A 26,872-nucleotide genomic window follows, 5' to 3' on the forward strand; every position below is an offset into this window, starting at 1 on the left:
CCACGCTATTATATGCAACGCAAGCCAGTTTCCGGCAATCAAGGTTTGCAAGTTTTTAAATCCAGCCGATAGAAAAAATCAGAAAATACGGATAACACACAAACGCTAAGATTCTGATTGCCCGATAATTGACGCTGCCTGTAGTGGATGCTATCTTGCCGCCCAGCTATTTAGCGGCGGGATTTTAAGCCGCCACAACATAAGGATAAAAAATGATTAAGGCAGGTATTGTAGGCGGCACCGGATATACCGGAGTGGAACTGTTACGGATTTTGGCACGGCATCCCGATGTTGACGTGTCTGTCGTCACGTCACGCGCCGATGCCGGGGTGCGGGTAGATGCGGTGTATCCGAGCCTGCGAAAATTGCTGGATGCCTGCTTCACCCAACCGGAAATCGACACCCTGGCGCAATGCGATGTGGTGTTCTTTGCCACACCCAACGGCACGGCGATGCAAATGGCCGAAGCCTTATTGGAGCGGGGCGTCAAAGTCATCGATTTATCGGCTGATTTTAGATTACAAAACGTCGAAGAATGGCAACATTGGTATGGCATGAATCACGCCTGCCCCGATTTGATCAGACACGCCGTCTATGGCTTGCCCGAAGTCAACCGCGCCGCCATCCAGCAAGCCAATTTAATCGCTTGCCCAGGCTGTTACCCGACCGCCGTGCAATTGGGTTTTTTGCCGCTGATAGAAAACAAGTTGGTTGATCTTGGCCACCTGATCGCCGATGTCAAATCCGGTGTCAGTGGCGCAGGACGCAAAGCGGAATTGGCGGCCTTGATGAGCGAAACCGGCGAAAGCTTCAAAGCCTACGCCGTCAGCGGACATCGGCATTTACCTGAAATCCGCCAAGGTTTGGCTATTGCCGCCGGACAAGCCGTGCAATTGACGTTTGTCCCGCATTTGACCCCGATGATACGCGGCATCCACGCCACTTTGTACGCACAGTTGCGGGGCAATGCCAGCTCCTTGCAAGCCCTGTACGAACAACGCTATGCAAACGAGCCGTTTGTCGATGTCCTGCCGCAGGCTTCACATCCTGACACCCGTAATGTGCGCGGCAGCAACAATTGCCAAATCTCCCTGCATCAACCGCAAGACGGCAACACGGTGGTGGTGCTGTCGGTCATCGACAATCTGGTCAAAGGCGCGTCAGGACAAGCGGTGCAGAACATGAACCTGATGTTTGGCTTGGCAGAAACGGCAGGCTTGGGGACAGTCGCTTTGTATCCCTAACCGCCCATCTAACAATTGCAATCTTCATGGCAACTGGAAATTGAAAGGATTAGGCGATGCACCCATTGTGGCTATCGCCAATCCAATCACTGGCTGGGCAACCATTAGCTGCCTAACAAAGTCCCCCAGCATTTGCTGGAGCTTATCGATACACGCAGCAATCCATTGACGCACTTCCAGATTACCAACAATCCGTCTTCATCCGCGCCATCGCCAAAATTACAATGGCTTGCCCCCCATCTAAAAACCCATGCCCATCAAAATTGAACAACGGCATAGTATTTTTTGATGGTATTTCTTGATTAGGAAGACCTAGGCGGAAGGGTATGAAGCCCCTTGTGCCGCCCCCCAGACAAATACCCTAGGGCATAGGAGCGGGGAATACAAGACAATAGCGGCAACCGGGCCGCCTTTTCTTTGCCATTTTCTTTTCGACCGGGTGGATGCCACCACTAAAGGGTGGTCTATGGACAGAGCAGCGTAGCGGTGTGCCAAAGCACCGCAAAAGCAAGTGGGCCGCTTGCCCGTGTGGGAACCGACTTTAAATAATCGTCGCAATCGCAACTCAACTTCTGTTTCTTTTCGACAACCCAGATGTATCTGCGTAACATCAGTTAATCAGACTATCGCCATGACTTGCCGCTTCGGATTCTCCCCATGAAAAAACCTTACCTGATAACCGCCCTTATCCTTGCCGGACTGGCTGCGGTTTATTTTTATAAGCAGCCGCCCAAACCCATAGCAGTTGACGTGTATACCGTCGCCAAGGGCGAGGTTAAATCAACAGTGTCCAATACGCGGGTAGGCACGGTCAAGGCATGTAGGCGGGCTTTTCTGGCTCCGGCGACGGGCGGTCAGGTGGCAAAACTGCATGTTAAAGAAGGCGACCAAGTCCAGCAAAACCAGTTGTTGCTGGAGGTGTGGAATAAGGATTTACAAGACCAAGTGAAATTACAGCAAGCGCAAATCCGCGCGAACCAAGCTTCCGCCGAACAGGCTTGCCAGCTTGGCGCCAGTGCGGGCCGTGAAGCGGAACGGATCAACAAGCTGTATCAGCGCGACCGTTTTGTTTCTGAGGAAATGGTCGATAACAAAGTGTTCACCGCCAAATCCAAGCAAGCCGCCTGCAAGGCCGCACGCGAAAACATCAAAGTCAGCGAACGGGCTTTGGAAGCGGCGCAAGCGGCGGTTGAGCGCACCCTGCTCATCGCCCCGTTTGACGGCACGGTGGCGGAGATCAATGCCGAACTCGGCGAATATGCCACACCGTCACCACCAGGAATCCCCACCCTGCCTGCAATTGACCTGATGGATGTCAGTTGCCTATATGTGTCCGCCCCGATTGATGAAGTCGACGCGCCGCAGATAAAAACGGGCATGACCGCTTGCGTCTCGCTGGATGCCTTCCCTGAAAAACGCTGTTCCGGCACAGTGTCACGGATTGCCCCGTATGTGTTGGAAAAAGAAAAACAGGCGCGTACCGTCGAAGTGGAAGTGAAGCTGACCGACCCGAAAGACCTCAAGGAATTGCTGCCCGGCTACAGCGCCGATATTGAAGTTTTACTGACCAGCAAAGCGCAAGCGATCTGGGTTCCGGCAGAAGCCGTCATGGAAAACAACCGCGTTTTACTGATAAAAGCAGACGGTTTATTGGAAGAGCGCAGCTTTAAACCCGGCTTAAGCAACTGGAATACCATAGAAGTCATTTCCGGCTTGGCTGTCGGCGACAAAATCGTCAAATCCATCGGTCAGGACGGCGTGAAGGCAGGTGCTTATGTCCAGGAACGGCCATGATCCAGTTGGAGCATATCCATCGGTATTTCCAGGTCGGCGAGCAGTCCGTCCACGCCCTGAATGACATTAACCTCACGATAAACAAAGGTGAATACGTCTCGGTGATGGGCCCCTCTGGTTCCGGTAAATCCACGTTGTTAAATATTGTCGCCTTGCTTGACAGGCCCTCTTCGGGGCGGTATGTGTTGAATGATATTGATGTGATCCAACGCAGCGATGATGAACTGGCTAGGATACGCCGGGAAAATATCGGTTTTGTGTTCCAGTTTTTCCACGTCATCCCGCGTTTGACCGCCGCCGAAAACGTCGAAATGCCGATGATATTGGCAGGCATCAACCCCAAGGAACGCAAACAACGGGTGCTGGAAGCACTGGCTGCCGTCAGCTTGCAAGACCGCATCCACCATAAACCGAACCAACTGTCCGGCGGGCAACTGCAACGGGTGGCGATTGCCCGTGCGATGATTATGCGCCCCGAAGTGGTGTTAGCCGACGAACCGACAGGCAACCTAGATAGTAAGGCGGGCTTGGAAATTATGGAGTTATTGGAAAACCTGAATCGGCAAGGCGTGACCTTGATTATGATTACCCACGATCAGGTACTGGGTAGCCGTGCGCCACGGCGGATTAGGATTGTTGATGGGCAAATTGAATAATGGCGAATAGCTTTCCAGGTTTTTCGCTATTTGGTATTGATAGGTTTACCTCTTGTTTGAATGCTATCAAATCTAAGGCGAATGAATGTCTTCATTCAGCCATTAAGAGAATGGAATTTGAGATTTACGGCAAGTGAAAGCTTCAGAGCAACCGATCAACGTCTCACATCATCGGCAGCAAAAAGCAAAGCGAGGAATGAGCAGCACTTTTTGCTGTCCGAGTGTATGCGATTGTTATACGTCACGACTTCGACACTTTATTTATCATTCGACCAAGCCAAACCGGAGTCTTGGATACTCACCATACTTAGCAGCATAAACCATCACGGTATTGTAGGCATCGAAAAAGTCTTCCTCATTCTGGAGGTGCGCGCAGAATTGGTATAGCTCTGGATAGTCCAATGCTATACATGGAACTGCCTTATCTCTAAAAACTTCAAGTAGAAGTGGACTATATTCGCTATATTGATCATTAAATAACTCTTTGACCACTATCAATGCCTTAACCTCTAGCTGTGTGGTGTCGATAGAGTATTGCTTTCCATTAATTAGAAATTCTAATCTGCCCCCGATGCGGCGATAGTAGCCGATCGCTCCCTTCACCTGTTCAATAGCCTTCTTCAGCGCCCCCACCACATTGCTGCGTTTTCTTGATAGCTTCTGTCGGCTGATCCGCTTAATGTTCGGGCTATCTTTCGCTTGAATGATTAGCAACTTTGTATCGGTGATCACCAGAATATCGCATATCTCTTCTTTATCGTGTATCCGTTTGGGGCTGAGATAAATTTGTTCAGGCGAGAAAACTGATAAAAGGCACTGAATTATATCTTCTTCTTGGTAGCTTCCTGGCTCTTCTCTTTCTAATATGGTATGGCTAAATCCACGCGAACCATGATAAGAATGCTGTTCTGGCCGCAGATCTTGTATGAAAAGGTCTTCTCCATAGACGGACTCGTTCAAAGAAACACCAATTGCCCGATCATCATCCAAAGAAGTCCGCAATCCAAAAAAAGTTTCAATTTCATCCATCATTGCTCGGGCGTTTGGAAAAGAGAAGTCCAGCAGAGTGATTTCATCAATTTTCTGTTGTGTCTCATCAGGAATTGTGATGTGTGCGCGATACACCAAGCGCTCACGTGATAGCTCATCAAAAAAATGAACATTGATCCGCCCGTTTCGAAGCGATTCAAATAGCGTTATAGAAAAATCATCTGAAAACAAGGGGGTCTTAATAACCAAAGGTTCATCTTCATCATCGAAGAATGCTGTAACCAGTCCAAAGGTCTTTTGATTATCAACGATTACAGGCACTAGGTAGATTTTTAAACTTGCATTGATCTTGGCGGCAAGAATGTATTCCTTTGGTGCCTTAACTATGAATATCGGGCACTCTTCATCTTTCAAGAGGAGCGGCAAGATGCCAACGGGCATCTGCTGAATAATAAGCATTAAACTTGGGTATTGTAGAGTCAACATTGGTTGTTTCCAAAACTATGGTTTGCATATGACACACTAATCTTTAACTCCATCCTCATGCGGGCCGGGGTTTGCAAACCCCGGCCCTAACGTTTTAATGTGGCTGCCGCTATCTCTGAACTATCCGAGAAACTCAGCCGGACGCAGCATATTGCCCCCCGTCCGGCTGAGTTACAGGATCATTGTAGCCTCAAATCAGATAGGTTTTGGGTAGTCCTGCAATCGGAATGATTTGTAAAAAGTCAAGCCTACCGATTTATTGGGTCGAATGCCCGTACTTCAAGGCGTACAGTCATCGCAATATTTTATTGACAAATCTATTATCATTCCGATTGCAGGACTACCAGGTTTTGTTATAAAGGGAATTGCCTAGCACCTCATTGCCTGATGTATCATCATGGTGCATAATAATGTACGCTTAATGTGTATACAAAGGAGCACGGCCATGTCACAGACACACACCAGAGAAGCGGCTTCCGTTTCCATTAACATCCGAGCCAAAACCAGGCAACGTGATCTAATCGATCAGGCTGCTGATCGTCTAGGCCGTAGCCGGTCTGATTTTATGCTTGAAGCAGCCTGTCGTGAGGCGGAAAACGTGCTGCTCGATCAGGCTTTCTTTACGGTCGATGAAGGCACTTACGCTAAATTTCAGGCGCTGCTCGATCAGCCATTGCCACCAACTGACAAGTTACGCCGATTGCTCAAGACGAAAGCGCCTTGGGAGAAATGAACCCACTCGATTTTACCCCCCCTCGCCGATCACGGTTGATCACGAACTGGCAAATTTTGACAGTGGTGAATCATCTCTGAACGAATGGCTCAAAAAGCGTGCTTTCAAGAACCATTCGACCGGCGCTTCGCGCTGTTTTGTGTTGTGTGTAGGCGAAACTGTCATTGGTTACTACAGCCTGTCGGCAGGCGCGATCAGCCATGAGGCTGCACCAAAGGCGATGCGGCGCAACATGCCAAACCCACTGCCTGTCCTGTTGCTCGGTCGGCTCGCCGTCGATAAGCGTTACCATAACCAGGGAATCGGGCAGGCACTGCTTCGTGATGCGATGCTGCGGGCAGTCAACGTCTCGGGAGATGCCGGTGTGTTTGCCCTATTGGTTCATGCTATTTCTGACCAAGCCAAACAGTTCTACCTTTCGCGTGGATTCGTGGAATCACCTTTGCAACCGATGACGCTTCTGATGACGATAGAAACCATTCGATCAATTTTAGCCGAGCCTGACTGACAACAAAATTATGAAACTCGGCAGATGTGTCAAGTTGATATAGCACAGGAAAGCCTATTCAGAATGCAACGCCTGCAACGGCTCCAAACGGGACGCCCTGATTGCCGGTATCACGCCTGAAATGATGCCTATCAGTAAAGACAGGATGAAAGCGGCGGTGATGTAACTCCAGGCCAATTCGGTGGGCAGTGCCGGCACTAGCTTGCTGGTTAATCCAACGATGCCGATACCCGCTAAAACCCCGATCAGCCCGCCCACCGCGCTTAAGCTTAAGGCTTCAAACAAGAATAACTTGAATATGATGCTTCTTTCCGCGCCTATGGCCCGCAACAAGCCGATTTCCGACACCCGCTCCGATACGGCTATGGTCATAATGGTGATGATGCCGACTGACCCGACCAACAGCGAGATGCCCCCTAAAGCCGCCACCGCCATTGTCAAAATGTTCAGGATGGAATCCATGCTCGCCAACATCTGGTTTTGGGTGATTAAGGTAAAATCTTCAAGTCCATGCCGTGCCATGAGCAATTGCTTAATGCTTTTGAGTACCGAGGCGACCGAGACGTTATTGCCATACAGCAAATCAATTTCCATCAGGCTTTCCCGATCAAACAAAGCCAACGCTTTTGCCGCCGGAATATAGACGCTGTCATCCATATCATAACCCAGCATCTGGCCTTTTTTTTCCATCACGCCCAGCACACGGTAACGGTCAGTGCCAATGCGTATGCGTTTGCCCAAGGGGCTGGTTTGCCCGAACAACTCGCTTGCCAGCTTATCGCCCAGCACGGCGAAAGCGCGGGGATGGGCGTCTTCACCTGAAGGCAAAAACTGGCCTAATTGGGTGCGGATTTGCCAGACTTGGGGGACGGCGGCCCCCGCACCGATGACGTTGGTGCGCCGCTGTTTGGTGTCCGTTTCCACCCGTGCATTGCCTTGCACCACGGGCACGACGGCAAGTATCCCGCCTAATTTGCCCAAACTCGCTGCATCTGTCATAGATAATGGACGTACCGTGCTGATGGTCGCCCCGGATAATCCAAAAGTGGACTTTTTCCCTGGATGGATGCCAATAATATTCGTCCCAAACTGGGTGAATTCAGCGATCACCAAGCTGTGCAGGCCACGGCCTAAGGAGGTCAGGATAATGACGGCGGCAATCCCGATGATTAATCCTAACGAAGTGAGTGCCGACCGTAATTTATAGGCGGTGATGGTTCGGAATGACAGAAGCAGTATGTCAAAGAAATTCATAGTCATCGTTTCGCCAACGCGACTATCGGGTCTAGCCTTGCCGCTTTGCGGGCTGGCAACACACCGAACAATAAGCCAGTCAGGATTGAAACGCTGACGGCGGACACTAAGCCCCAGTCAGGCAGGGCAATAGGGAAATTCGGATAAATGATTTGTATGGCTGAGATGACCAATTGGCCGACGGACAAACCGACCAACGCGCCGACCCATGACAACAGCACGGCCTCAGCCAGAAAAAGCCACTGCACCTGGGCTTGTGATGCGCCCAATGCTTTGAGCAAGCCGATTTCGGCGGTACGCTGCGTGACACTGACCAGCATGACGTTCATGACCAGCACACCCGCGACAACCAGGCTAATGCCACCGATACAGGCCACGGCGATGGTCAGCGCGGTCAGGATTTTATTGAAGGCGTTGACCACACTGTCCTGGGTGATGACGGTGATGTCCTCTTCGCCCTCGTGACGAAGTTTGATGATCTTTTTGACGGCATCAACCGTTTTTAACATCGCGTCCCTGGACTTGGTTTCGATTAAAATTCGGAACAAGGAGTGGGTGTCGAATAAGGCTTGGGCGGAAGCGACAGGGATAATCACCATCTCATCAAAATCGACACCGACGGATTCGCCTTCCGAAGCCAGCACGCCGATAACCCGAAACCGTCGGTCATTTATGCGTAGCCATTGGCCCAATGCCGGCGTGTTGGCAAACAATTGTCCGCGTATCATTTGCCCGATGACACAAACGGACAGGGCGTTACCAGCCTCGGTTTTCGGTAAAAAACTGCCTTGCGCCATCGTCAGATGCCGCACCCGCAATAACGCATCCGTGGAACCAAACACATTGGTTTCCCGCTCCAGACCCGCAAAGGTGACCGGGGCGGCCCCTATCGTCAACGGCGCCACCGCCGCGACATAGGGGATGTGCGCCACCGCCCCGGCATCTTCCAGGGTCAAATCCCTGGGTGTTTCACCGAATAACGGCGGGGAGCCGCCCGTTGTTTCGGTACGTCCAGGCAATACGATAACCAGATGCGTGCCCAGAGCTTCAAACTCATGCACGATATAACTGCGGGCGCTTTCGCTGAGTGCGATCAACACCGTCACGGAAGTCACGCCTATGCCCATTGCCAAGATAATCAGCAATGTCCGCAACCACTGGGATTTTATGGAAATAATGGCTTGTTGGAAGATGTCCACAAGGCGCATTTCAACCTCCGTAATCTGTTTTTCGACTCTTGCTATTCCGTCCTGGCATAGCGAACTGGTAAATGGGCCATTTCACCTCGACCTACACAGTTAGTGCGGCGCAGATAAGATGGCGCGTGCGTCAAACATGATACCAGCCAATACTCTGGTGGTATATTGAAACGGCAATGATGCAGATATTTAGAGCATAGAACCCTCATCACAAGCACCGCCATCAAGATAGTCAAGCCTATTCGCCTGAAAAATATCGAAAACCGGTGATTATGCACATTCCCTATCGTATGGATAGCGGCTTGGAGGAAATTTAATTGCGTTCAGCCTTTACCGGATTTTCCACAATCATGCACTCATCTATAGACACTTAGCGCATAATTGTGCAATATGCGTGTCAAATCTGTGGTAGTTTGACCGCCTTGTACAAAATTCCACAACGAGATTACTGCCTGCATCTACAGCCGGGGAAAATCAACGCTGTAGGGGATTCCGCTAACACAACCATCAGGTAACAAAATGGCTTCCAACTCTAACCGGCCCACATCCCCGCATTTACAAATATATAAACTGCCATTGACCGGCATCATTTCTATCTCCCACCGGATCACGGGGGTTATGCTGTCTGCGGGTTTGCTGTTGATTGTCTATATCCTGTCGGCTGTTTCAGGCGGCATTGATAACTATGATGAAATGCAGGCGGTTATGAATAATTGGCTGATAACACCCATGTATTGGGGATTTATTTTCGCCCTGTTTTTCCATTTATGTCATGGTGTGCGGCATTTAATTTGGGATGCAGGCGAGACTTTTGCCAAGGAAACTTTGGATTATTATGCAAAAATCGAGCTTGGCGCGGCGTTTGTTTTAACTTTAATCGCTTTAATCTTCATTTGAGAGGCTGCTTTATGGATTTTAGACCCCCTTTAGCCAGGGCCTTAGGTTTAGGTTCGGCGAAAACCGGAACCTCGCATTGGTGGATGCAGCGTGTCACCGCTGTGGCCTTAGTCCCCTTGTCTTTCCCGCTCATCATCTTACTCAATCTGTGCATCAACGCACCCTATCTCGAAACCGTGTCATGGCTAGGTATGCCGTTTAATACGGTGTGCATCGTCGCCTGGATACTGGCGGTGTTTTATCACGCGGCCTTAGGTCTGCAGGTGGTGATTGAAGATTATGTCGCCAACGAAGGCGCGAAAATCATCGCGGTATGGGCGGTGAATCTGACCTTCCTGTTTCTGGCACTGGCGGCGTTGCTGGCGGTTTTGCGTATCATTTTAATAGGATAAGGCATGTCTACAAGTTACAAAATTATCGAACATGCTTACGATGTCATCGTCGTGGGCGCGGGTGGCGCAGGTTTGCGGGCGACGTTTGGCATGGCGGAAAAGGGTTTAAAAACCGCGTGTTTGACCAAAGTGTTCCCCACCCGTAGCCATACCGTTGCGGCGCAAGGCGGCATCAGCGCGGCCTTGGGCAATATGGGCGAAGATGACTGGCGTTTCCACATGTACGACACCGTCAAAGGTTCGGACTGGCTGGGCGACCAAGACGCGATTGAATACATGTGCCGCGAGGCGATCCCGGCGGTGATTGAATTGGAACATTACGGCGTGCCGTTCTCGCGCACCGCCGACGGCAAAATTTACCAACGCGCCTTCGGCGGCATGACCACGCATTACGGCAAAGGCTTGGCGCAACGCACTTGCGCGGCGGCGGACAAAACCGGACACGCGATACTGCATACTTTGTACCAGCAAGCCTTGAAGCATAACGCCGAATTCTTCGTCGAATACATCGCCCTGGATTTGATCATGCAGGACGGCGAATGCCGTGGCGTATTGGCCTGGTGCCTGGATGACGGTTCGATACACTTGTTCAAAGCCCATCAAACGGTGTTGGCAACTGGCGGTTATGGACGCAGTTATTTTTCCTGCACGTCGGCACACACCGTCACCGGTGATGGCAATGCGATGGTGTTACGCGCGGGTCTGCCCTTGCAAGACATGGAATTCGTACAATTCCACCCTACCGGCATTTACGGGGCCGGTTGCCTGATCACCGAAGGTGTGCGCGGCGAAGGCGGTTATCTGACCAATTCCGAAGGCGAGCGGTTTATGGAGCGTTACGCGCCATCGGCGAAAGATCTGGCTTCGCGTGACGTGGTCAGCCGCGCCATGACCATTGAAATCAGCGAAGGCCGTGGAGTCGGCAAACTCAAAGACCATATCTACCTGCATATCGAACATCTGGATCCGGCGATTATCCACGAGCGTTTGCCGGGCATTGCCGAAACCTCGAAAATTTTCGCGGGTGTCGATGTCACTAAAGAACCCATCCCAGTCCTGCCGACCGTGCATTACAACATGGGCGGCATCCCCACGAACTACAAAGCCGAAGTGGTGACGCTGGAAAATGGTAATCCTGACAAAGTTGTTCCAGGCCTGATGGCAATCGGCGAAGCGGCCTGTGTGTCGGTGCATGGCGCTAACCGCTTAGGTTCAAATTCCTTGCTGGATTTGATTGTGTTCGGACGCTCTGCGGCAATCCGCTGCGCCGAACTCATCAAGCCAGGGATCGCCCATAAACCGCTGAATAAAAATGTTTGCGAACCCGCCCTGGCGCGTTTTGACAGAATCCGCAATGCCAACGGTAGCCGTTCAACTTCTGATATCCGCTTGGATATGCAGCGGACTATGCAAACCAAAGCCGCCGTGTTCAGGACTGAAGCGACATTGAATGAAGGCATAGCCGCAATGGCGGACATCAGTGCCTCGTTTGCCGACGTGGGCATCAAAGACAAATCCATGATATGGAACACCGATCTGGTTGAAACCTTGGAGCTGGACAATTTGCTCGCCCAAGCCAGTGTCACGATCAACGCCGCCGGCAACCGCAAGGAAAGCCGTGGCGGTCATGCACGGGAAGATTATCCCAAACGTGATGATGCCAACTGGATGAAGCACACACTGACTTGGTTGATTGACGGCAAAGTCGATATTGATTACCGTCCGGTGCATTTGTACACCTTGTCGGATGATATTGAGGTGATTCCGCCGAAAGAGCGGGTTTATTAAGCGGGATTATTAATTGATTGAGGGAACTGCCATGCCAAACCCAGCTTATCAAATCGCCAGTAGCAATAAAGAAGTGGTCATTACCTTAAATCGTTCCTTGATTGCCCAAGAAAAGCTCGAACAATTTTTAGATTACCTAACCATCAGTGCAATCCAACAAAAAAGCCAACTGACCGAGGAAACCGCCTGGGAATTAATCAACGACATTGACAATACCTTGTGGGAAAAACACAAAAATTTATTCCTCTCATGAAACAACCTGTCATTGTCGATACCAACATCCTCTTTTCGGCTTTGTTAAGCAATCGTTCCAAATTTGCAGAAACCTTGTTAGCCACTGAAAATGCGTTTTTCGTCTGCGAAATGGTCTTGGTCGAACTTTTCAAACACAAAGAAAAAATAATTAAAATAAGCGGACTGAGTGAAGATGAAATCATCCAGCTTTATCCAATCTACTTAAAAAAAGTGCATCTGTACAAAGAAGAGCTGATTAGCATAGAAAATCGCCACCAAGCTTATCAACTCTGCCACGACATTGATAAACATGATTCCGCGCACATTGCCCTGACGCTTGAACTGAAAGGTTTATTGTGGACCGGCGATAAAGTGCTAAAAGAAGGATTAATCAAAAAAGGATTTACCCACTTTTTCGACTATTAGACGACACGCGCACCCCATTTCCCATGCCACCCCAATCAATCCGAGATTTTCCACATGGCTGAATTCACCCTACCCAAAAATTCCGTACCCACTAAAGGCAAAACCTTCAAAGCCCCTGCACACGCCACCAACATCCGCCGTTTTGAAGTGTACCGCTGGGACCCTGACTCCGGTGAAAACCCGCGTGTCGATGTTTACGAGCTGGACATGGACGATTGCGGGCCGATGGTGCTGGATGCGATTTTGAAAATCAAAAATGACATCGACAGCACCCTCACCTTCCGCCGCTCCTGCCGCGAAGGCGTGTGCGGCTCGTGCGCGATGAACGTCAACGGCAAAAACACGCTGGCCTGCACCAAAGCCATTGATGCTTATCCTGGCACCATCAAAATTTACCCGCTGCCACACATGTCGGTCGTCAAAGATTTAGTGCCGGACATGACGCATTTTTACGCGCAATATGCGTCGATCAAACCGTGGATAGCCACGCAAACCCCCGCCCCGGCCGATTCCGAACGCCTGCAAAGCAAGGAAGACCGTGCGAAATTGGATGGTTTGTACGAATGTGTGCTGTGCGCCTGTTGCTCGACCAGTTGCCCCAGTTATTGGTGGAACAGCGAGCGTTACCTGGGCCCAGCCGTGTTGTTGCAAGCCTACCGCTGGTTGGCGGACAGCCGTGATGAACATACCGGCGCACGTTTGGATGAATTGGAAGACCCGTTCAAACTGTACCGTTGCCACACTATCATGAATTGCACCGACACTTGCCCTAAGGGCCTAAACCCGGCCAAAGCCATTGCGGAAACCAAAAAACTGCTGATCCAACGGCAATAATGGAGCTGGCAAAGCTAAAATGGCAATGCCGACGTGGCAGCCTGGAATTGGATTTGCTACTCAAAAATTATTTCGACACGGTTTATTTGCAAGCGGATAACGAAGAAAAAACGCGGTTTGTCGAGATGTTGAAACTGGATGATGAGGTGTTATTGGAATTTTTTCTAAAAACGCACACAAACAAATAAAAGGCTATGAAGCACAGGACTCCCGGTTGTTGCGCTTCAATGCCTCCGGCACATACGGCAATATGGGGTTAGGCGATTTCCAAGAATGAATGTTCAAAACAAATGTAAAGCCAACATAATCGCATCTTCCCGGCCATTTTCAGCGGGGTAATAGCCTTTTCTGATGCCGATTTCATTAAAACCCATGTCTTCGTACAAGGCGATGGCGACGATATTGGACGGCCTGACTTCCAAAAAAATCGTCTCCGCCCTGCCCCTAGACGCGTCGATCAGATGCTTGAGCATTTTCCGGCCTATGCCTTGTTTCTGCTCGGCGGGGTCTACGGAGATATTCAGGATATGCGCTTCCCCCGCCCCTATGGTCAGCAGGCAGTAGCCCAAAACCCGGTCAAGTTCTTCACAGACCCAGCAGCTATAACTCCCTTTCAAGCAATCTTCAAAAATATCTTCTTCCCAAGGAAATGGGTAATTTTTTCGTTCAATGGCGAGCACTTGCGGCAAGTCGGCGTTGGTCATCCTTCTGATACGGAATAAATCCTTGCGCGGTACGGAATCAGGGAATACTTTGGCATAGAATTCCTTATCGGCATCGTAAACGACCAAGGTTTTAATTTTATCGAACAGTTCACGCATGGATAGCTTCCTTTTCTTATTATTGTTTTTGTAGGGTTTTTATTGCAAATTGCAGGTCTTGCCAAGCTTTGCGCTTTTCCAGCAATGACCTTAATAAATACGCGGGGTGATAAATGACAATGACAGGTATCGAATTTACGTTATGCACCCTGCCCCTAAGTTTGGACAAGGGCGCGTCAGTACCCAACAAGGTTTGCGCGGCGATACGCCCTACCGCCAAGATGATTTTTGGTTGGATCAACGCGATTTGCCGTTGCAGATAATCATGGCAACCCGCCACTTCATCGGCGTGGGGGTCGCGGTTATTGGGCGGGCGGCATTTGACGATATTGGTGATGAACACGTCTTCACGGCCAAGGCCGATGGCGCGGATCATTTCGGTCAACAATTGCCCCGCATTGCCAACAAACGGCAAGCCTTGCTCGTCTTCATGCTGGCCTGGGCCTTCGCCTATGAACAGCCAGTCGGCGTTTTTATTGCCGGAACCGAACACCGTATTTTTGCGGGTGCTACATAGGCCACATCGGGTGCAAGCGGCGACTTCGGCGGCTAAGGTGTCCCAGTCATCGCTGACCGGGACACTTTCCGGTCGGGTCTCTACACAGCTAGTAATTGCAACGCTTGGCAATTCCAGATGGGAAGGCGCAAGATGTCGGGGTATCCAAACATCAATACCCATTGCATCCAGATACTGCAAACGTAGCGCGTTATCCACAATGCTACCTGTTACACATCACCTTTCTGCGGATGCTGGCGCTTATTCGGATGATGCAGTTTGTTGACGGCGTTGATATAGGCTTTTGCCGAAGCCACCACTATGTCGGTGTCCGCACCCAAACCGTTGACGATGCGTCCCGATTTTTCCAGACGCACAGTAACCTCGCCTTGTGAATCAGTGCCGTTGGTGATGTTGTTGACGGAATACAAGGCCAAGGTCGCATGGGTTTGCACCAATTGCTCGATGGCTTTCAAGGTCGCATCGACAACACCGCCGCCTTCAGCACAACCGATGGCTTCTTTATTGTCAATGCGCAAAGTCACTTGGGCATTGGGGACTTCACCGGTCTCGGAACACACTTTCAAGGCGATCAATTTGACCCGTTCGTCTTCAGCTTCAATACTGGATTCAGAGATCAATGCCTGCAAATCTTCGTCAAAAATCTCGTGTTTTTTATCGGCAAGTTGCTTGAAACGTATAAACGCCTCGTTGATTTCTTCTTCTGAGTTGAATTCAAAGCCCAACTCGGTGATGCGGCTTTTAAACGCATTGCGGCCTGAATGCTTGCCCAACACCATCCGGTTCGCCGACCAGCCAACATCTTCCGCCCGCATGATTTCGTAAGTCTCGCGGCTTTTTAAGACACCGTCTTGGTGGATGCCGGCTTCGTGGGCAAAGGCATTCGCACCAACTATCGCTTTGTTCGGCTGCACCGGAAAACCCGTGATGGTCGAGACCAATTTTGAACAAGTCAAAATTTCGCGGGTGTCGATGCGGGTTTGGCAGTTGAACACATCATGGCGGGTACGCACCGCCATGACCACCTCTTCCAAGGACGCATTGCCGGCCCTCTCGCCCAAGCCGTTGATGGTGCACTCGACTTGGCGCGCGCCGTTCATCACCGCCGATAAGGAATTCGCCACCGCCAAACCCAAATCGTTATGGCAATGCACGGAAAAAATGGCTTTATCGGAATTGGGGATACGCGCCCTTAGATTGGCAATAGTCGCGCCAAATTGCTGCGGGATGCTGTAACCGACGGTATCGGGGATGTTCAAGGTAGTCGCACCCGCATCAATCACCGCTTCCAAAATCCGGCACAAAAAATCTTCTTCGGAGCGTCCGGCATCTTCCGGGGAAAACTCAACATCGTCAGTATATTGCCGCGCCCGTTTGACCGCTTTGACGGCATGGTCTATCACTTGCTCCGGCGACATGTTCAGCTTCATTTGCATGTGGATCGGCGAGGTGGCGATAAAGGTATGGATACGGCGGCGTTCGGCGTTTTTCAAGGCTTCACCGGCACGGTCTATATCTTTGTCCAAAGCCCGCGCCAAACCGCACACGGCGCTGTCTTTGATGATTTTCGCCACCGCTTGCACGGCTTCAAAATCGCCCGGACTGGCTGCCGGAAATCCGGCTTCGATGACATCAACCCGAAGCCGTTCCAAGGCCCTGGCAATACGGACTTTTTCATCACGCGTCATCGACGCGCCGGGACTTTGCTCACCGTCACGCAAAGTCGTGTCAAAAATAATTAAATGGTCTTTCATAAAAACTCCATACACGGAGAGCTATCAACTTAGGTGTTGACAGGAATAAATAAGGATGGATTGGAAAATGGAGATTGAATAAGATGGCTGCCCATCAGGGCAGTAATCTTAGGACGAGGCCGGACACTGCACACAAGCCTAGGTTGCCGGGCATTGTGCCGACCGAAGTGAAGTGTGTATAAAGTGTGTGTTTAATGGTGATCATGGCGGGGGACTATACGCGAATGAACAAAAGCCTTCAAGCCCATTTTAACCTTTACGTTCCTGCATGATGCGTTTGCGTTGCACCAGCGTAATCACCGGCCCTGAAATCGCATAGGCCAAAAACAGCAAAAACAACATGGTTTGGGGTTGCGCCATAACAAACGCGATGCCCAGCATCATGGCAATGGCGACAAAAAACGGCACTTTGCCTTTTAAGTCGATGCTTTTGAAACTCGTGTAGCGAAAATTGCTGACCATCAACAAGCCAGTTCCGATGGTGAACGCGATGGCTATATATTTCACCATGTCTATCGGATAACCATGTTCCAGGCAAATCCAGATAAATCCCGCAAGAATAGCCGCCGCCGCAGGGCTTGCCAGCCCTTGAAAATAGCGTTTGTCGGCCGTTTCCAATTGCGTGTTGAACCTCGCCAAGCGCAAAGCCGCGCCTGCGGTATGCACAAACGCGGCGAACAAACCCAAGCGTCCCAGACTGGGAAACGCCCATAAATACATGACCAAGGCCGGGGCGACGCCAAATGACACCATGTCCGACAAGCTATCGTATTGCGCCCCGAATTCGCTTTGGGTATTGGTCAGACGCGCCACACGCCCATCCAGGCCATCAAGGATCATCGCCACAAAAATTGCCACTACGGCGGTTTCATAACGCCCGTTCATCGCGGAAGTGATCGCATAAAAACCGGCAAACAACGCACCGGTCGTAAACAGATTGGGTAATAAATAAATGCCTCGGCGGCGTATGGAAGCCTTATCAGATGTCATACTTCAATTAATTCCTTGATGAAATGATTATTCGCTTGAATTATACAATGTGTATACCAAGCCATCGCTGATTATTATAATTTTTTACCTACTCAAGCTTAAATTCAAAACCGATAACATCAGGATAAATTTTAAATTAAGTCCATCCCAGCTATCCGCTTGTTTGTTTAGGATTACATTGTCGATTGATATTGCATTGCATTACAACGGCTTGATTGCGATAAAGTCGCTAATTAACAACAAATGGGCTTTGTTATTTGGACTTTATCCTTGTAGATGATTTTCCATTATGGCCGTCCACCGTTGCATAATAACGATGCGTTACGTATGATTCCCGTCAATACTTTATTGTGATAGGAAAAGGGAGACATGCTAGAAAAACGTAAACATCCAAGAGTGCCTACTGATCTTGATTTTTCATTTTTTCTTGACGGTCAGCAATACACGGGCAAGGTAGGGAACATAAGTTTAAGCGGCGCATTTTTATCTGCGCCAGAACCAGAATTAATTCCGTCATATATCGCGAAATCGGGTGATCTTACAATCCAACTGAATGATGAGTTGCTAGTATTAAAATCTGAAGTTGTTTATGCAGTAGGCCACGACAATGCGTTTTTCCCAGTCGGAGCAGGTTTGATTTTTAGCAAAACAGACGAAGAAACCCGACTTTCGATAATGAAATTAGCCACCTTGGAGCTTTAGTAAGCGCCCGCCATACGGCATATTTCTGGATTTTTATTTTATAGCCACGCCCAAATGAATCATTATTTTTACCATTTCCCTTATAAGCCCTCCCTAATTCTAACTGTCATCTTTTTGCTTTGGGGGTGCGACCAACCAACGGTACAAAAAATCAGTGGCGAAGCACAAGGCACAACTTACCACATCAGTTTTTGGTCCGCGCAAGCCACCGATATGCAAGCAATAAAACAGGCTGTGGATGGCGAATTTAAGCGTATTGATCAATTATTGTCAAACTACCGCCCTGATTCGGCGATTGAGCAGCTTAACGCGACAGTTAGCAGTGAACCGCAAGCCGTAAATGAAGAAATTATTGCTTTAATTGAGCAAGCCCGCATCGTCAGTATCGCAAGTGCCGGTTGTTATGATTTGACGATCAAGCCGCTATTCGATTTATGGGGTTTTAAAGCCAACAAGTTTTCGCCTCCCGCTCAGAAAACCCTGCAATCGACCTTACAAGAAGTGGGTTTTGAAAAAATTGAAATCTTGGACAAAAACCATTTGCGTAGGCTCAATCCCGAATTGAAAATTGATTTGTCCTCCATCGCCCAGGGCTATAGTGTTGGGCGTATCGCCGCTTTGCTGGAGCAACAAGGCATGGACAATTATCTGGTGGAAATTGGCGGTGAGTTGCAAACCCGTGGACAAAAACCGGGTGGGGAGGCGTGGCGGATCGCCTTGGAAAAACCGCTATCCGACGAACGCACCATGCAAAAAATCATTACGATTGAACAGGCCGAACCCATGACAGTGATGACATCCGGCACTTACCGGCATTATTTTGATGATCATGGTAAACGTTATAGCCATATTCTGGATGCCAGGAGGGGAATTCCCGTAGAGCATAACACCGTTTCGGTGACAGTGTTCCATAATGACCCGACCCAAGCCGATGCGTGGTCTACCGCTTTGTTGTGCTTAGGGCGGATGGCTGGTCTTGACGCTGCCAATAAAGCAGGAATCGCGGCCTTGTTTATCGAGCAACAGGATAAATCGTTTAATGAGTTCAATAGCACCGCCCTGCAAGCTCTGCATACAGTGACCATCAAATAATCGCTTGATTTGACTATCGCTTTTGTCATCAAAAAGCAATGCGCAAGTTGTTACGATATAATCATTTATTTTTTAGCCTTATAACTTATGTCGAGACTGAATATTCTTGTAGTTGAAGATGAAGATGCCATCAGAGGTATGTTGATGATGGTCCTTGAACAAGCCGGCTTTAAATCAATTGCCGCTGCCGATGCAGAGGACGCACAAAAGGTTTTGGATGATATTTCACCTGATTTAATTCTTTTGGATTGGATGCTGCCTGGTATTAGTGGCGTGGAATGGGCTAGACGTTTAAAAAAAGAACCCGTATATCGGGATTTGCCAATTATTTTGCTCACGGCCCGTGGTGAGGAAGAAGATAAAGTCAGAGGGCTGGAAATTGGTGCCGATGATTACATCACCAAGCCATTTTCACCAAAAGAATTGGTCGCCCGGATTCGGGCAGTACTGCGGCGTAGTGGTAAAATCCAGGGCTTGGCACAAATTGCTTTGGGTGATTTGATTCTTGATACTGAACAGCACCGGTTGAGCATTGGTGATAAACAACTGGAAGTCAGCCCTACCGAATTCCGTTTGATGCAGTTTTTCATGACCCATCCTGACAAAGTCTACAGCCGTACCCAGTTGCTGGACCAGGTCTGGGGGCGTAGCGTCTATATCGAAGAACGCACTATTGATGTGCATATCCGCCGCTTGCGGAAAATTTTGGGGGAACACGGGCGGGAAGACTTGGTACAAACTGTACGTGGCTTTGGTTATCGTTTTTCGCTGATGGAATGAGTTTCATGGACGCTTGGCGAAAAGAATTTATCAGCGTTCTATCGCTATTGTTTGCGGCATTTGTTATTGGTTCTGTAACGGATACCCTGTTTCCTGCTTTATTTTGGATGACCCTGTTTCTGCTGATCTGCCAATTTCGGCAAATCCGACGATTTGAAAAATGGATATGTGCAGGTGGCAAAGGTCAATATCCAAAAACGTCTGGTATCTGGGAAGAAATTTTTTACCATATTTATCGCATTAAAAAGAGTGATAAACGGCGCAAAAAGAAGCTCAGGAAATTAATAGAACAGTTCCGCCAATCTACTGAAGCATTGCCCGACGCAGCCGTGGTGTTACGTAGCAATGATGAAATTGATTGGGCCAATAAGACGGCCAGACAAGTCCTCGGCTTGCAACAAGCAGATAAAGGCCAACGGATTATTAATTTTGTCCGGTTTCCTGACTTTATCCGTTACCTCAAATCGGGTAATTACAGTGAGCCTGCCATTATACCGTCGCCGCTAAACAACCGGATCACCCTAGAAGTGCGTATTATCTGTTATGGCTCAGGATTGCGCCTGTTGCTTGCCCAAGATGTGACGCAATTGAAGAAAATGCAAACCATGCGCAAGGATTTTGTTGCCAATGTTTCACATGAGCTGAGGACACCGTTGACCGTGCTTAAGGGTTATCTGGAAACCTTACAGGATATGGACGATGACGCATCGCCCCTACTGACCAACTCCTTCAAAGAAATGCTGGGCCAAACTGAACGGATGCAACATCTCGTCGATGATTTGCTATTACTGACGCGTTTAGAAACTCAACAGAAAAAAACCCAGTGCATTGATGTCCCTGCTTTATTAAGCCAAATATGCAAAGAAGGGGACACAATGGAAAATGCTTCCAGACGCATTGAATTAACATTAGAAACCTCGGCACACCTTTACGGTGAAGAGCAGGATCTACGTAGTGCCTTCACCAATTTACTTGGCAATGCCCTGAAATATTCTCCTGACGATTCCGTCGTTAAAGTGCGCTGGTATCAAAATAAAGAAGAAATTATTTTGGATGTAGAAGATTTTGGGGAGGGTATAGCCGTATCTGAAATTCCGCGTATCACAGAGCGTTTTTATCGTGTTGAAAACAAACGCCGCAACAAAATCCCTGGAACGGGTTTAGGTTTAGCGATTGTAAAGCATGTGTTAATGCGCCATGACGCAAACTTGAAAATCACCAGTGAACTTGGCAAAGGCAGTTGCTTTAGCTGTCATTTTCCTGTTAGACGAAATTGCTGCAATTAAATCTGCCTAAAAGAGGTTAAGGCTATACGGACAAGGCGTCCATTAAATCAATCATAAATTCCATCTCTTCATCCTCCACTTTATCCCAAGCCCTAAAACCCAAGCTTTTTAATACATCCTGACCTTTGTCATTATTTTTCATGCCGACCAATAATTCCAGTATATCCATTTTACGATGCGCCAATTTTGGACCTATCATCAGGCCGTGATGGATAACACTGATTTCACTTCTAACAATAACCCGCAGCTTACTCTTAACTATATTGGATAGGCCATCATAAGCCTCAGCAAGAAAAACACCAACATCAGCATTACCTTTAAGTAATTGTTTTGCAACCAGAATATAAGCATCACAGCTTATTATAATGGTGTTGTTTAAGTTAAGGTCCCCCGCCTCTAGCATGATCATACCCATCAAGCGTATATCCGGGTCATCCGTAACGGCAATTTTTATACCTGAAGATAAGTCGGCCACATCATATATCAGACTTTCGGCATTTACGGCAATAATGGCTTCGTCAGAAACCCCGACAGGCCTCGCCAGCGGGCGGAAACCTTTTTTACGTACCAACATTGCGGCATCAAAGGGATTGGCGTAGATCAAATCTATACCGTTACTTTCAATTACAGCCTTTTGTGTTTGGAAACAATCGTACATTTCCAAATGGACTGCTTCACCAAGCTGTTTTTGTAGCCAGGTATTAAATATGTACCAGCCAGATAAATGATCGGGCGAGAAATCGGGACTTACAGTAAATTGATAAGGCATAATTTCCTTATTATTTCAATGTGGCATAAAGTCGTTTAGCATCTTCTACTTTGGTGCGCGAAGGCTTGCGTCGCACGGAAGTATAACTAACCACTTCATTGTTTCTGATATTAGGAATAACTGTCGCTTTTACCCAGTAATAGCCGCCGTCTTTACGCAAATTCTTTACAATCCCTTGCCAATATTCGCCTTTATTGACTGTATCCCACAAATCTTTAAAGGCTACGGATGGCATATCGGGATGCCTTAAAATTGAATGGGGCGATCCAATCAATTCATCTTCTGTGTAACCGGACATTTCAACAAAAGCTTTATTGACATGGGTAATGATGCCATTTTTGTCAGTAGTCGAGACGATGAGTTTTCCATCAGGATAAGGGATTTCTATATCCGTGTATAAAACCAACCTGCTTAACCCGCCGTAAAGCGCGAGCAGGGCTTCCTTATAATCGCCAATAACGTCTTCGGGTTTAAAATCACGCATTTTAAATATTACAAGAAGTCAGCAATACTGGCAGCAGCCCGTTTGACATCAAGAAAAATCAAGCCCAGTTTGGCATTAGGTTTTGCCAGAACCGTTAATACTGATTCCGATCCAGCATAAGTCATTAACACATAACCATTAGCACCTTTAATTAATACCTGCTCCAATGTTCCTCTTGCCAATTCTTGAGCTGTTCTGTCACCCAACGAAAGCATGGCGGCACTCATGGCTCCCACGCGATCTTCGTCCATGCTGGCGGGTAAAACAGAGGCTATCATTAAACCATCGGTTGAAATAATCCCCGATGCCTCAATATCAGCCGAAGTACCGTTAAGTTCTGTCAATACAGAAGTCAACATATTTGCACGCATATTTAATTTCCTCTTTTTCTTTTTAAAAATTTAATGTTAACGTTCAAATTAACGTTCCTTTGTTGCATAACGTATGCTTAACGCCCAAACCAGAGACACAAACTCGGGTTGATTAAAATGAGGTATCCCATAAATAGCAATTACAAAGCGGTTATTGGAAATAAACAAAGGCCAGAAACCCACTTCACTATTACCAAAAACATCGACTATAGACCACGATTGGCTCATGATCCCCATATTATTGACTAACAAACCGGCTCGTCTGTCGTGAACAGTGGCAATTTCCGCACTCAAAGCAGATAATTCTTCAGCCACTTCGTGTGGGAAGCCATGTGTTGCGAGATAAAATCCCTGCCTTTCTGCCAGTAAGACTTTACCACTTTCGGAAAATTTACTTAACAATCCTGGCAGGATGTCTTCTAGTGCACCTGTCGGATAATTTAAAGGCTCATTTAAGCCTTGGACCCAGCGAAGCTTTTGACAATGATGTAGTAATTCCAAGCATCTCTCTTGATCATCATGATTCATCAGATCCTGCAAGTTTTCAAGGTTTAATGCTTGGGTTTGTGGTTGCTGGAGTAGTTTTCTTAAAAATTGTCGGGGTTTATCAGTTTCCAAAGATGACACGGCATAATATGCACCGGCGGGAGTGGGATATAAATAGAGGCCTTCTGTCAAAGAATAGTCACTACTCATAGTTATCCCTCTAATCCTGGATCTAACGCATATAACAAAGCTTGAATCAATAAGGAAACATCACTTTTTACCCTGGCATCAACAGCAAAAACAGGGGGCTTTATTCCTAAGTTATTCAAATGGGCATGGTAGTCTTCAATGGTCGGCTTTGCACTCAAATCCATTTGTGTAACACCAATCGCCACCGTCGTATCTGAGATAAACTTATCAAACGTATCAAGGAAAAATTTCATATCTTGGAAAGGATCTGCCCTGGTATTGTCCAGTAACAAGACCAAACCAATGCCGCCTGTAACCAGAATATCCCACATAAAATCGAAACGTTCCTGACCTGGCGTTCCATAAAGATGAAGTTTTTCCCCACCCGGCAAATTCATAATACCATAATCCATAGCAACGGTTGTCGATGCTTTCCGCATTTTAGCCATATCGCTTGCAGAGGCATCAGTTTTTATCGGGGGAACATCACTGATTGAATGTATAGCTGTAGTTTTGCCGGCGCCCACTGGGCCGGTAAAAATGATTTTATACTGACTCATATTGATATATTGATTCCGCTATGCTTTCTTGCCAAGCAATGTACTGAGAATCCGACTCAGCAAGCCTTGGTTTTTGTTGGGTTTGATTTCAGGTGACTGTACTAATAAGTCAGCTTCTTTTATTACTTGACCAGCCAATCCTAAAGAACACGCCGCACTAATGAACACAAAAACGTACTGTGGCTTAATGTTAAGAACTTCAGCAACATTCGGCAAAGTTCTAGGGCATTGAATCAATAAGGCCGCAATACGTAAGGCGTGGGGTGTGACCAATAAACGGGTGAAGTTGGGCCAACTTTTCAGATAAACGGGTTTTTTTATATCAATTGTAACGGGGTAACGACCTTTTGATGCCCAACAAGCCACTTTCCACAAAAAAACATCCATGCTTTGAAACCTTTCCAAAGCCATGCCCCCCTTATCTACTATTTCCTGATTAAGCGGAGTCACTGACATTTTTGATCCTAAGGTACTTTTAATAGCTATGCCAGAAAAAGATCTTACTTGGCTTTCATCAACATCTAGCCATACCTCATTATTGCCGGGAAAAATAACGAGTGGATTCCAGCCAGAATTTAATTGTCTGTTTTGACCTTTTTCACGGCTTACTTTAAAAGCAGATTCAACATAACCTTGAAAATAATCTTTGGGATTGTAATTAGCTTTGGCGAATTGTTTAGGATCGTTTACATCAATACCGGGTACGTTGCCGATAAAAGCACCGAAACCTTTCTCGTTCAACTGCATTGCCGCCTGATGTTTAGACGTTTTTTTCTGCTCGTCAGAATCTATGACGTATTTTTTGAGGACAGGTTTTTCAGCTTCAATATCGCTAAATTCTTCGGTTTTCTTAGAAGAAGCTAAGATTGTATCGGTATTTTCAGCGATGTTTACTGAATTTAATAACGACGGCGACTTTATATTTTGCCCAAGCAAAGCCTTTGCCTTTGCAAAAACGGCAAGCATATCATCGGTTTTAACCGGCTTTTTGACACACAAGGCATTAGCCATTTGGGGGTGGTCATTAAGCGATAAGATAATGGCGGGGTTGATTGACTTGCTCTCAAAATGCTCACGCAACAGATTCTGTCCGGTAACAGAATCCGCATCAAAAATATCAACTTCTGCACTATTGCTGTTGACTACTAAAGCAACACCTTTGCAAGGCCCGCGCAAATACATTGCCATCATTTTGTAGCTACGTTCGTTCATCCCATGTAACGCAACTTTTAATGGATTTTTGTTTTTATCCATCGCTATTTTGACCTTTAAATAAATAATTCAATTGATTCCATTCATCGATTATATCGAAACCTGATTGCTTTAATTCATTTAGCATTTTATTAAATCCTTCGGGGTCACGAGTCGATTGATAGAGGGCTAACAATTCATGCTGCAGTTCAAATCTTTTGGGTTGTTTTAGTATGGCGTTTTCAAGCACATGTTTCGCCTCTTCTAATTGGCTATATTCGATATGATCGCGGGCTATTTCTAAAGGGTCATAATCAAGCTTTTCTGGTTTGTCGATATAACTGATCATATTGTTCACACCAATCAAACCTTTGGTAAAAATTGAATATTGATTACCGGTTAATAAGCTGAAACGGGCATGTTCGTCTTTTAAATAATCTTTAATCATCTTAAACTGATAGGCGTTCAAAATAGATTTTGCACCTATCAATACCCGCCAACTAATTGCCAGGCCTCGTTTATTTAAAATGACCAAAAAATCAACAATCGCCGCAAAAAGCTGTTCATTTAAATTTTTATGGAAACAAAAATAGATCCTTTGCAAATGGGGCATTAAAGCATTTGGTTTTCGCGCAATACGGAAGACCAGTTTCTCTAAAAAATCAGAATAATTTAACCGCTCTGGAGACCAGAGCATATTGGCATCTTGTAATGAAAAAAAACCGATGCCTTGTACAGGACTATTTTTTTTTTCGTTTTTACAAACAATCAGGTCAGTATCAACAGTCATTAATTATTGCTTCATTATTGATTACGGTTAGAGAATAGCTCTAAATTATCATTTTACAAGCGCATTGACCAATAAAATTGCTTGTCGGCAATATCCATTTTGAGCAACCATCAAAATAATCTAAGCCTGTTTACTAATTAATTATAAAATGGGCGTTTTTTTAACCCGCATTTATATAACGGGACTATTTATGAATGAAAACACTATAAACCTTATAGGGCAATACTATGCCGCCTTCAACAGTAACAACATGGATACGTTCCTAAACTTGCTGGCAGATGATGTAATACATGACATTAACCAAGGTAAACGTGAAATTGGCAAGGAAGCGTTTACCCAATTTATGGCTTGTATGAACCACAATTACAAAGAGCAATTGGTAGATATGGTCATCATGTCCACTGTCGATGGTAGCCGTGCTGCGGCTGAATTTACTGTGCTTGGTGAATATCTACAAACCGATGAAGGTTTGCCTGTCGCCCAGGGCCAAAAATATCATTTGCCAGCGGGTGCTTTTTTTGAAATCCGTGACAATAAAGTTGCGCGTATTACCAACTATTATAACTTGCAGGACTGGATTGCTCAGGTCAGTGCTTAATTAAATAGCGTACCGTCAAATGCAATCGACTGATATTTGACGGTAACCAACCATTAC

31 protein-coding genes are annotated in these 26,872 nt (G+C 47.3%); 17 read left to right on the top strand and 14 right to left on the bottom strand.

All coding sequences use genetic code 11. The features are described from left to right. The first annotated feature begins 212 nt into the window (after positions 1 to 212). From argC to PHH59_RS03330, 3 genes are all read left to right on the top strand, one after another. Positions 213 to 1,244, top strand: a complete 1,032-nt coding sequence (gene argC, locus PHH59_RS03320; protein WP_300011186.1) for an N-acetyl-gamma-glutamyl-phosphate reductase — start codon at positions 213 to 215, stop codon at positions 1,242 to 1,244. Between the two features lie 657 nt (positions 1,245 to 1,901). Beyond that, entirely contained in the window at positions 1,902 to 3,038 is a 1,137-nt protein-coding gene (locus PHH59_RS03325) for an efflux RND transporter periplasmic adaptor subunit (RefSeq protein ID WP_300011189.1), read from the top strand. Further along, a complete protein-coding gene (locus PHH59_RS03330; protein WP_300011192.1) occupies positions 3,035 to 3,694 on the top strand; it encodes an ABC transporter ATP-binding protein in 660 nt (219 codons plus the stop codon). The genes PHH59_RS03325 and PHH59_RS03330 overlap by 4 nt, the downstream gene beginning before the upstream one ends. A 264-nt stretch (positions 3,695 to 3,958) precedes the next feature. Here the strand turns inward: PHH59_RS03330 and PHH59_RS03335 are convergent, their stop codons facing one another. Further along, positions 3,959 to 5,170, bottom strand: coding sequence for a hypothetical protein (locus PHH59_RS03335; protein WP_300011195.1), 1,212 nt, complete (start codon positions 5,168 to 5,170; stop codon positions 3,959 to 3,961). Between the two features lie 445 nt (positions 5,171 to 5,615). On the opposite strand from PHH59_RS03335, the gene PHH59_RS03340 reads away from it, so the two are divergent. Both PHH59_RS03340 and PHH59_RS03345 read left to right on the top strand, forming a co-directional pair. Then, complete coding sequence (locus tag PHH59_RS03340; RefSeq protein ID WP_300011198.1) at positions 5,616 to 5,903, top strand: DUF1778 domain-containing protein; 288 nt, start codon at positions 5,616 to 5,618, stop codon at positions 5,901 to 5,903. Further along, on the top strand, positions 5,800 to 6,411 hold the full coding sequence (locus tag PHH59_RS03345; protein ID WP_300011201.1) for a GNAT family N-acetyltransferase: 612 nt from the start codon (positions 5,800 to 5,802) through the stop codon (positions 6,409 to 6,411). The genes PHH59_RS03340 and PHH59_RS03345 overlap by 104 nt, the downstream gene beginning before the upstream one ends. A gap of 54 nt (positions 6,412 to 6,465) precedes the next feature. On the opposite strand, the gene PHH59_RS03350 is transcribed toward PHH59_RS03345, so the two are convergent. Both PHH59_RS03350 and PHH59_RS03355 read right to left on the bottom strand, forming a co-directional pair. After that, on the bottom strand, positions 6,466 to 7,665 hold the full coding sequence (locus tag PHH59_RS03350; RefSeq protein WP_300011204.1) for an ABC transporter permease: 1,200 nt from the start codon (positions 7,663 to 7,665) through the stop codon (positions 6,466 to 6,468). 2 nt (positions 7,666 to 7,667) lie between these two features. Continuing rightward, positions 7,668 to 8,873, bottom strand: coding sequence for an ABC transporter permease (locus tag PHH59_RS03355; protein WP_300011207.1), 1,206 nt, complete (start codon positions 8,871 to 8,873; stop codon positions 7,668 to 7,670). 510 nt (positions 8,874 to 9,383) lie between these two features. On the opposite strand from PHH59_RS03355, the gene sdhC reads away from it, so the two are divergent. Genes sdhC through PHH59_RS03390 form a run of 7 tightly spaced genes read left to right on the top strand, consistent with a single transcriptional unit; the run spans position 9,384 to position 13,623 of the window. Then, complete coding sequence (gene sdhC, locus PHH59_RS03360) at positions 9,384 to 9,761, top strand: succinate dehydrogenase, cytochrome b556 subunit (protein ID WP_300011211.1); 378 nt, start codon at positions 9,384 to 9,386, stop codon at positions 9,759 to 9,761. Between the two features lie 11 nt (positions 9,762 to 9,772). Continuing rightward, a complete protein-coding gene (sdhD, locus tag PHH59_RS03365) occupies positions 9,773 to 10,153 on the top strand; it encodes a succinate dehydrogenase, hydrophobic membrane anchor protein (protein ID WP_300011214.1) in 381 nt (126 codons plus the stop codon). A 3-nt stretch (positions 10,154 to 10,156) separates the two neighbouring features. Further along, the gene (gene sdhA, locus PHH59_RS03370; RefSeq protein ID WP_300011217.1) at positions 10,157 to 11,941 is read left to right on the top strand and encodes a succinate dehydrogenase flavoprotein subunit; all 1,785 of its coding nucleotides are present in this window, start codon (positions 10,157 to 10,159) and stop codon (positions 11,939 to 11,941) included. 31 nt (positions 11,942 to 11,972) lie between these two features. After that, a complete protein-coding gene (locus PHH59_RS03375) occupies positions 11,973 to 12,194 on the top strand; it encodes a hypothetical protein (protein WP_300011220.1) in 222 nt (73 codons plus the stop codon). Continuing rightward, a complete protein-coding gene (locus tag PHH59_RS03380; RefSeq protein ID WP_300011223.1) occupies positions 12,161 to 12,601 on the top strand; it encodes a PIN domain-containing protein in 441 nt (146 codons plus the stop codon). Before PHH59_RS03375 ends, PHH59_RS03380 begins: the two co-directional genes overlap by 34 nt. Positions 12,602 to 12,655: 54 nt before the next feature. Then, positions 12,656 to 13,435, top strand: coding sequence for a succinate dehydrogenase iron-sulfur subunit (locus PHH59_RS03385; protein WP_300011226.1), 780 nt, complete (start codon positions 12,656 to 12,658; stop codon positions 13,433 to 13,435). Next, positions 13,435 to 13,623 carry a succinate dehydrogenase assembly factor 2 gene (locus PHH59_RS03390; RefSeq protein ID WP_300011230.1) on the top strand — a complete coding sequence of 63 codons (189 nt, stop codon included), beginning with the start codon at positions 13,435 to 13,437 and terminating at the stop codon, positions 13,621 to 13,623. The genes PHH59_RS03385 and PHH59_RS03390 overlap by 1 nt, the downstream gene beginning before the upstream one ends. Before the next feature lie 93 nt (positions 13,624 to 13,716). Here PHH59_RS03390 and rimI read toward each other — a convergent pair whose 3' ends face one another. The 4 genes from rimI to pssA form a co-directional block, all read right to left on the bottom strand. Then, the gene (gene rimI / locus PHH59_RS03395; protein WP_300011233.1) at positions 13,717 to 14,256 is read right to left on the bottom strand and encodes a ribosomal protein S18-alanine N-acetyltransferase; all 540 of its coding nucleotides are present in this window, start codon (positions 14,254 to 14,256) and stop codon (positions 13,717 to 13,719) included. Between the two features lie 19 nt (positions 14,257 to 14,275). Further along, a complete protein-coding gene (locus PHH59_RS03400; RefSeq protein ID WP_300011236.1) occupies positions 14,276 to 14,971 on the bottom strand; it encodes a uracil-DNA glycosylase in 696 nt (231 codons plus the stop codon). An 11-nt stretch (positions 14,972 to 14,982) separates the two neighbouring features. Beyond that, positions 14,983 to 16,527 carry a 2-isopropylmalate synthase gene (locus PHH59_RS03405; RefSeq protein WP_300011239.1) on the bottom strand — a complete coding sequence of 515 codons (1,545 nt, stop codon included), beginning with the start codon at positions 16,525 to 16,527 and terminating at the stop codon, positions 14,983 to 14,985. Between the two features lie 249 nt (positions 16,528 to 16,776). Continuing rightward, the gene (gene pssA / locus PHH59_RS03410) at positions 16,777 to 17,517 is read right to left on the bottom strand and encodes a CDP-diacylglycerol--serine O-phosphatidyltransferase (RefSeq protein ID WP_300011241.1); all 741 of its coding nucleotides are present in this window, start codon (positions 17,515 to 17,517) and stop codon (positions 16,777 to 16,779) included. 369 nt (positions 17,518 to 17,886) lie between these two features. Between pssA and PHH59_RS03415 the strand changes: the two genes are divergently transcribed. The 4 genes from PHH59_RS03415 (at position 17,887) to phoR (ending at position 21,377) form a co-directional block, all read left to right on the top strand. Continuing rightward, positions 17,887 to 18,219 (top strand): PilZ domain-containing protein, encoded by a 333-nt coding sequence (locus PHH59_RS03415; RefSeq protein WP_300011243.1) that lies wholly within the window; start codon positions 17,887 to 17,889, stop codon positions 18,217 to 18,219. A gap of 54 nt (positions 18,220 to 18,273) precedes the next feature. Further along, a complete protein-coding gene (locus PHH59_RS03420; RefSeq protein ID WP_300011246.1) occupies positions 18,274 to 19,311 on the top strand; it encodes an FAD:protein FMN transferase in 1,038 nt (345 codons plus the stop codon). 87 nt (positions 19,312 to 19,398) lie between these two features. Further along, positions 19,399 to 20,091 carry a phosphate regulon transcriptional regulator PhoB gene (gene phoB / locus PHH59_RS03425; RefSeq protein WP_300011249.1) on the top strand — a complete coding sequence of 231 codons (693 nt, stop codon included), beginning with the start codon at positions 19,399 to 19,401 and terminating at the stop codon, positions 20,089 to 20,091. A gap of 5 nt (positions 20,092 to 20,096) precedes the next feature. Further along, positions 20,097 to 21,377: a phosphate regulon sensor histidine kinase PhoR gene (gene phoR, locus PHH59_RS03430; protein ID WP_300011252.1), complete on the top strand. Its 1,281-nt coding sequence runs from the start codon at positions 20,097 to 20,099 to the stop codon at positions 21,375 to 21,377. Positions 21,378 to 21,399: 22 nt separating this feature from the next. Here phoR and PHH59_RS03435 read toward each other — a convergent pair whose 3' ends face one another. Genes PHH59_RS03435 through PHH59_RS03465 form a run of 7 tightly spaced genes read right to left on the bottom strand, consistent with a single transcriptional unit; the run spans position 21,400 to position 26,217 of the window. Then, positions 21,400 to 22,146, bottom strand: coding sequence for a phosphate/phosphite/phosphonate ABC transporter substrate-binding protein (locus PHH59_RS03435; protein ID WP_300011254.1), 747 nt, complete (start codon positions 22,144 to 22,146; stop codon positions 21,400 to 21,402). A 10-nt stretch (positions 22,147 to 22,156) separates the two neighbouring features. Beyond that, positions 22,157 to 22,630, bottom strand: a complete 474-nt coding sequence (locus tag PHH59_RS03440) for a PAS domain-containing protein (RefSeq protein WP_300011257.1) — start codon at positions 22,628 to 22,630, stop codon at positions 22,157 to 22,159. Between the two features lie 8 nt (positions 22,631 to 22,638). Further along, a complete protein-coding gene (locus tag PHH59_RS03445; protein ID WP_019867017.1) occupies positions 22,639 to 23,001 on the bottom strand; it encodes a roadblock/LC7 domain-containing protein in 363 nt (120 codons plus the stop codon). A 48-nt stretch (positions 23,002 to 23,049) separates the two neighbouring features. After that, positions 23,050 to 23,697 carry a hypothetical protein gene (locus tag PHH59_RS03450; RefSeq protein WP_300011265.1) on the bottom strand — a complete coding sequence of 216 codons (648 nt, stop codon included), beginning with the start codon at positions 23,695 to 23,697 and terminating at the stop codon, positions 23,050 to 23,052. A 2-nt stretch (positions 23,698 to 23,699) separates the two neighbouring features. Further along, the gene (locus tag PHH59_RS03455; protein WP_300011268.1) at positions 23,700 to 24,236 is read right to left on the bottom strand and encodes an ATP/GTP-binding protein; all 537 of its coding nucleotides are present in this window, start codon (positions 24,234 to 24,236) and stop codon (positions 23,700 to 23,702) included. An 18-nt stretch (positions 24,237 to 24,254) separates the two neighbouring features. Continuing rightward, the gene (locus PHH59_RS03460) at positions 24,255 to 25,490 is read right to left on the bottom strand and encodes a hypothetical protein (protein ID WP_300011271.1); all 1,236 of its coding nucleotides are present in this window, start codon (positions 25,488 to 25,490) and stop codon (positions 24,255 to 24,257) included. Further along, the gene (locus PHH59_RS03465) at positions 25,483 to 26,217 is read right to left on the bottom strand and encodes a hypothetical protein (RefSeq protein ID WP_300011274.1); all 735 of its coding nucleotides are present in this window, start codon (positions 26,215 to 26,217) and stop codon (positions 25,483 to 25,485) included. The genes PHH59_RS03460 and PHH59_RS03465 overlap by 8 nt, the downstream gene beginning before the upstream one ends. A gap of 190 nt (positions 26,218 to 26,407) precedes the next feature. Between PHH59_RS03465 and PHH59_RS03470 the strand changes: the two genes are divergently transcribed. Further along, positions 26,408 to 26,815, top strand: a complete 408-nt coding sequence (locus PHH59_RS03470; protein ID WP_300011279.1) for a ketosteroid isomerase-related protein — start codon at positions 26,408 to 26,410, stop codon at positions 26,813 to 26,815. Positions 26,816 to 26,872: the final 57 nt, after the last annotated feature.

It is taken from the genome of Methylovulum sp., from assembly GCF_028687615.1.
Lineage (GTDB): Bacteria > Pseudomonadota > Gammaproteobacteria > Methylococcales > Methylomonadaceae > Methylovulum.

Excerpts from the sequence above, each read along its gene's own strand:
- PHH59_RS03390 (WP_300011230.1), top strand. The coding sequence starts at position 13,435 with ATGGAGCTGGCAAAGCTAAAATGGCAATGCCGACGTGGCAGCCTGGAA.
- PHH59_RS03440 (WP_300011257.1), bottom strand. The coding sequence starts at position 22,630 with ATGCGTGATTTTAAACCCGAAGACGTTATTGGCGATTATAAGGAAGCC.
- PHH59_RS03330 (WP_300011192.1), top strand. The coding sequence starts at position 3,035 with ATGATCCAGTTGGAGCATATCCATCGGTATTTCCAGGTCGGCGAGCAG.
- PHH59_RS03450 (WP_300011265.1), bottom strand. The coding sequence starts at position 23,697 with ATGAGTAGTGACTATTCTTTGACAGAAGGCCTCTATTTATATCCCACT.
- PHH59_RS03355 (WP_300011207.1), bottom strand. The coding sequence starts at position 8,873 with ATGCGCCTTGTGGACATCTTCCAACAAGCCATTATTTCCATAAAATCC.
- PHH59_RS03405 (WP_300011239.1), bottom strand. The coding sequence starts at position 16,527 with ATGAAAGACCATTTAATTATTTTTGACACGACTTTGCGTGACGGTGAG.
- PHH59_RS03445 (WP_019867017.1), bottom strand. The coding sequence starts at position 23,001 with ATGCGTGCAAATATGTTGACTTCTGTATTGACAGAACTTAACGGTACT.
- PHH59_RS03460 (WP_300011271.1), bottom strand. The coding sequence starts at position 25,490 with ATGGATAAAAACAAAAATCCATTAAAAGTTGCGTTACATGGGATGAAC.
- PHH59_RS03420 (WP_300011246.1), top strand. The coding sequence starts at position 18,274 with ATGAATCATTATTTTTACCATTTCCCTTATAAGCCCTCCCTAATTCTA.
- PHH59_RS03375 (WP_300011220.1), top strand. The coding sequence starts at position 11,973 with ATGCCAAACCCAGCTTATCAAATCGCCAGTAGCAATAAAGAAGTGGTC.
- pssA (WP_300011241.1), bottom strand. The coding sequence starts at position 17,517 with ATGACATCTGATAAGGCTTCCATACGCCGCCGAGGCATTTATTTATTA.
- PHH59_RS03345 (WP_300011201.1), top strand. The coding sequence starts at position 5,800 with ATGAAGGCACTTACGCTAAATTTCAGGCGCTGCTCGATCAGCCATTGC.
- argC (WP_300011186.1), top strand. The coding sequence starts at position 213 with ATGATTAAGGCAGGTATTGTAGGCGGCACCGGATATACCGGAGTGGAA.
- PHH59_RS03340 (WP_300011198.1), top strand. The coding sequence starts at position 5,616 with ATGTCACAGACACACACCAGAGAAGCGGCTTCCGTTTCCATTAACATC.
- PHH59_RS03335 (WP_300011195.1), bottom strand. The coding sequence starts at position 5,170 with ATGTTGACTCTACAATACCCAAGTTTAATGCTTATTATTCAGCAGATG.
- sdhC (WP_300011211.1), top strand. The coding sequence starts at position 9,384 with ATGGCTTCCAACTCTAACCGGCCCACATCCCCGCATTTACAAATATAT.
- sdhA (WP_300011217.1), top strand. The coding sequence starts at position 10,157 with ATGTCTACAAGTTACAAAATTATCGAACATGCTTACGATGTCATCGTC.
- PHH59_RS03470 (WP_300011279.1), top strand. The coding sequence starts at position 26,408 with ATGAATGAAAACACTATAAACCTTATAGGGCAATACTATGCCGCCTTC.
- phoR (WP_300011252.1), top strand. The coding sequence starts at position 20,097 with ATGGACGCTTGGCGAAAAGAATTTATCAGCGTTCTATCGCTATTGTTT.
- PHH59_RS03455 (WP_300011268.1), bottom strand. The coding sequence starts at position 24,236 with ATGAGTCAGTATAAAATCATTTTTACCGGCCCAGTGGGCGCCGGCAAA.
- PHH59_RS03385 (WP_300011226.1), top strand. The coding sequence starts at position 12,656 with ATGGCTGAATTCACCCTACCCAAAAATTCCGTACCCACTAAAGGCAAA.
- PHH59_RS03465 (WP_300011274.1), bottom strand. The coding sequence starts at position 26,217 with ATGACTGTTGATACTGACCTGATTGTTTGTAAAAACGAAAAAAAAAAT.
- PHH59_RS03325 (WP_300011189.1), top strand. The coding sequence starts at position 1,902 with ATGAAAAAACCTTACCTGATAACCGCCCTTATCCTTGCCGGACTGGCT.
- PHH59_RS03435 (WP_300011254.1), bottom strand. The coding sequence starts at position 22,146 with ATGCCTTATCAATTTACTGTAAGTCCCGATTTCTCGCCCGATCATTTA.
- PHH59_RS03350 (WP_300011204.1), bottom strand. The coding sequence starts at position 7,665 with ATGAATTTCTTTGACATACTGCTTCTGTCATTCCGAACCATCACCGCC.
- sdhD (WP_300011214.1), top strand. The coding sequence starts at position 9,773 with ATGGATTTTAGACCCCCTTTAGCCAGGGCCTTAGGTTTAGGTTCGGCG.
- rimI (WP_300011233.1), bottom strand. The coding sequence starts at position 14,256 with ATGCGTGAACTGTTCGATAAAATTAAAACCTTGGTCGTTTACGATGCC.
- PHH59_RS03415 (WP_300011243.1), top strand. The coding sequence starts at position 17,887 with ATGCTAGAAAAACGTAAACATCCAAGAGTGCCTACTGATCTTGATTTT.
- phoB (WP_300011249.1), top strand. The coding sequence starts at position 19,399 with ATGTCGAGACTGAATATTCTTGTAGTTGAAGATGAAGATGCCATCAGA.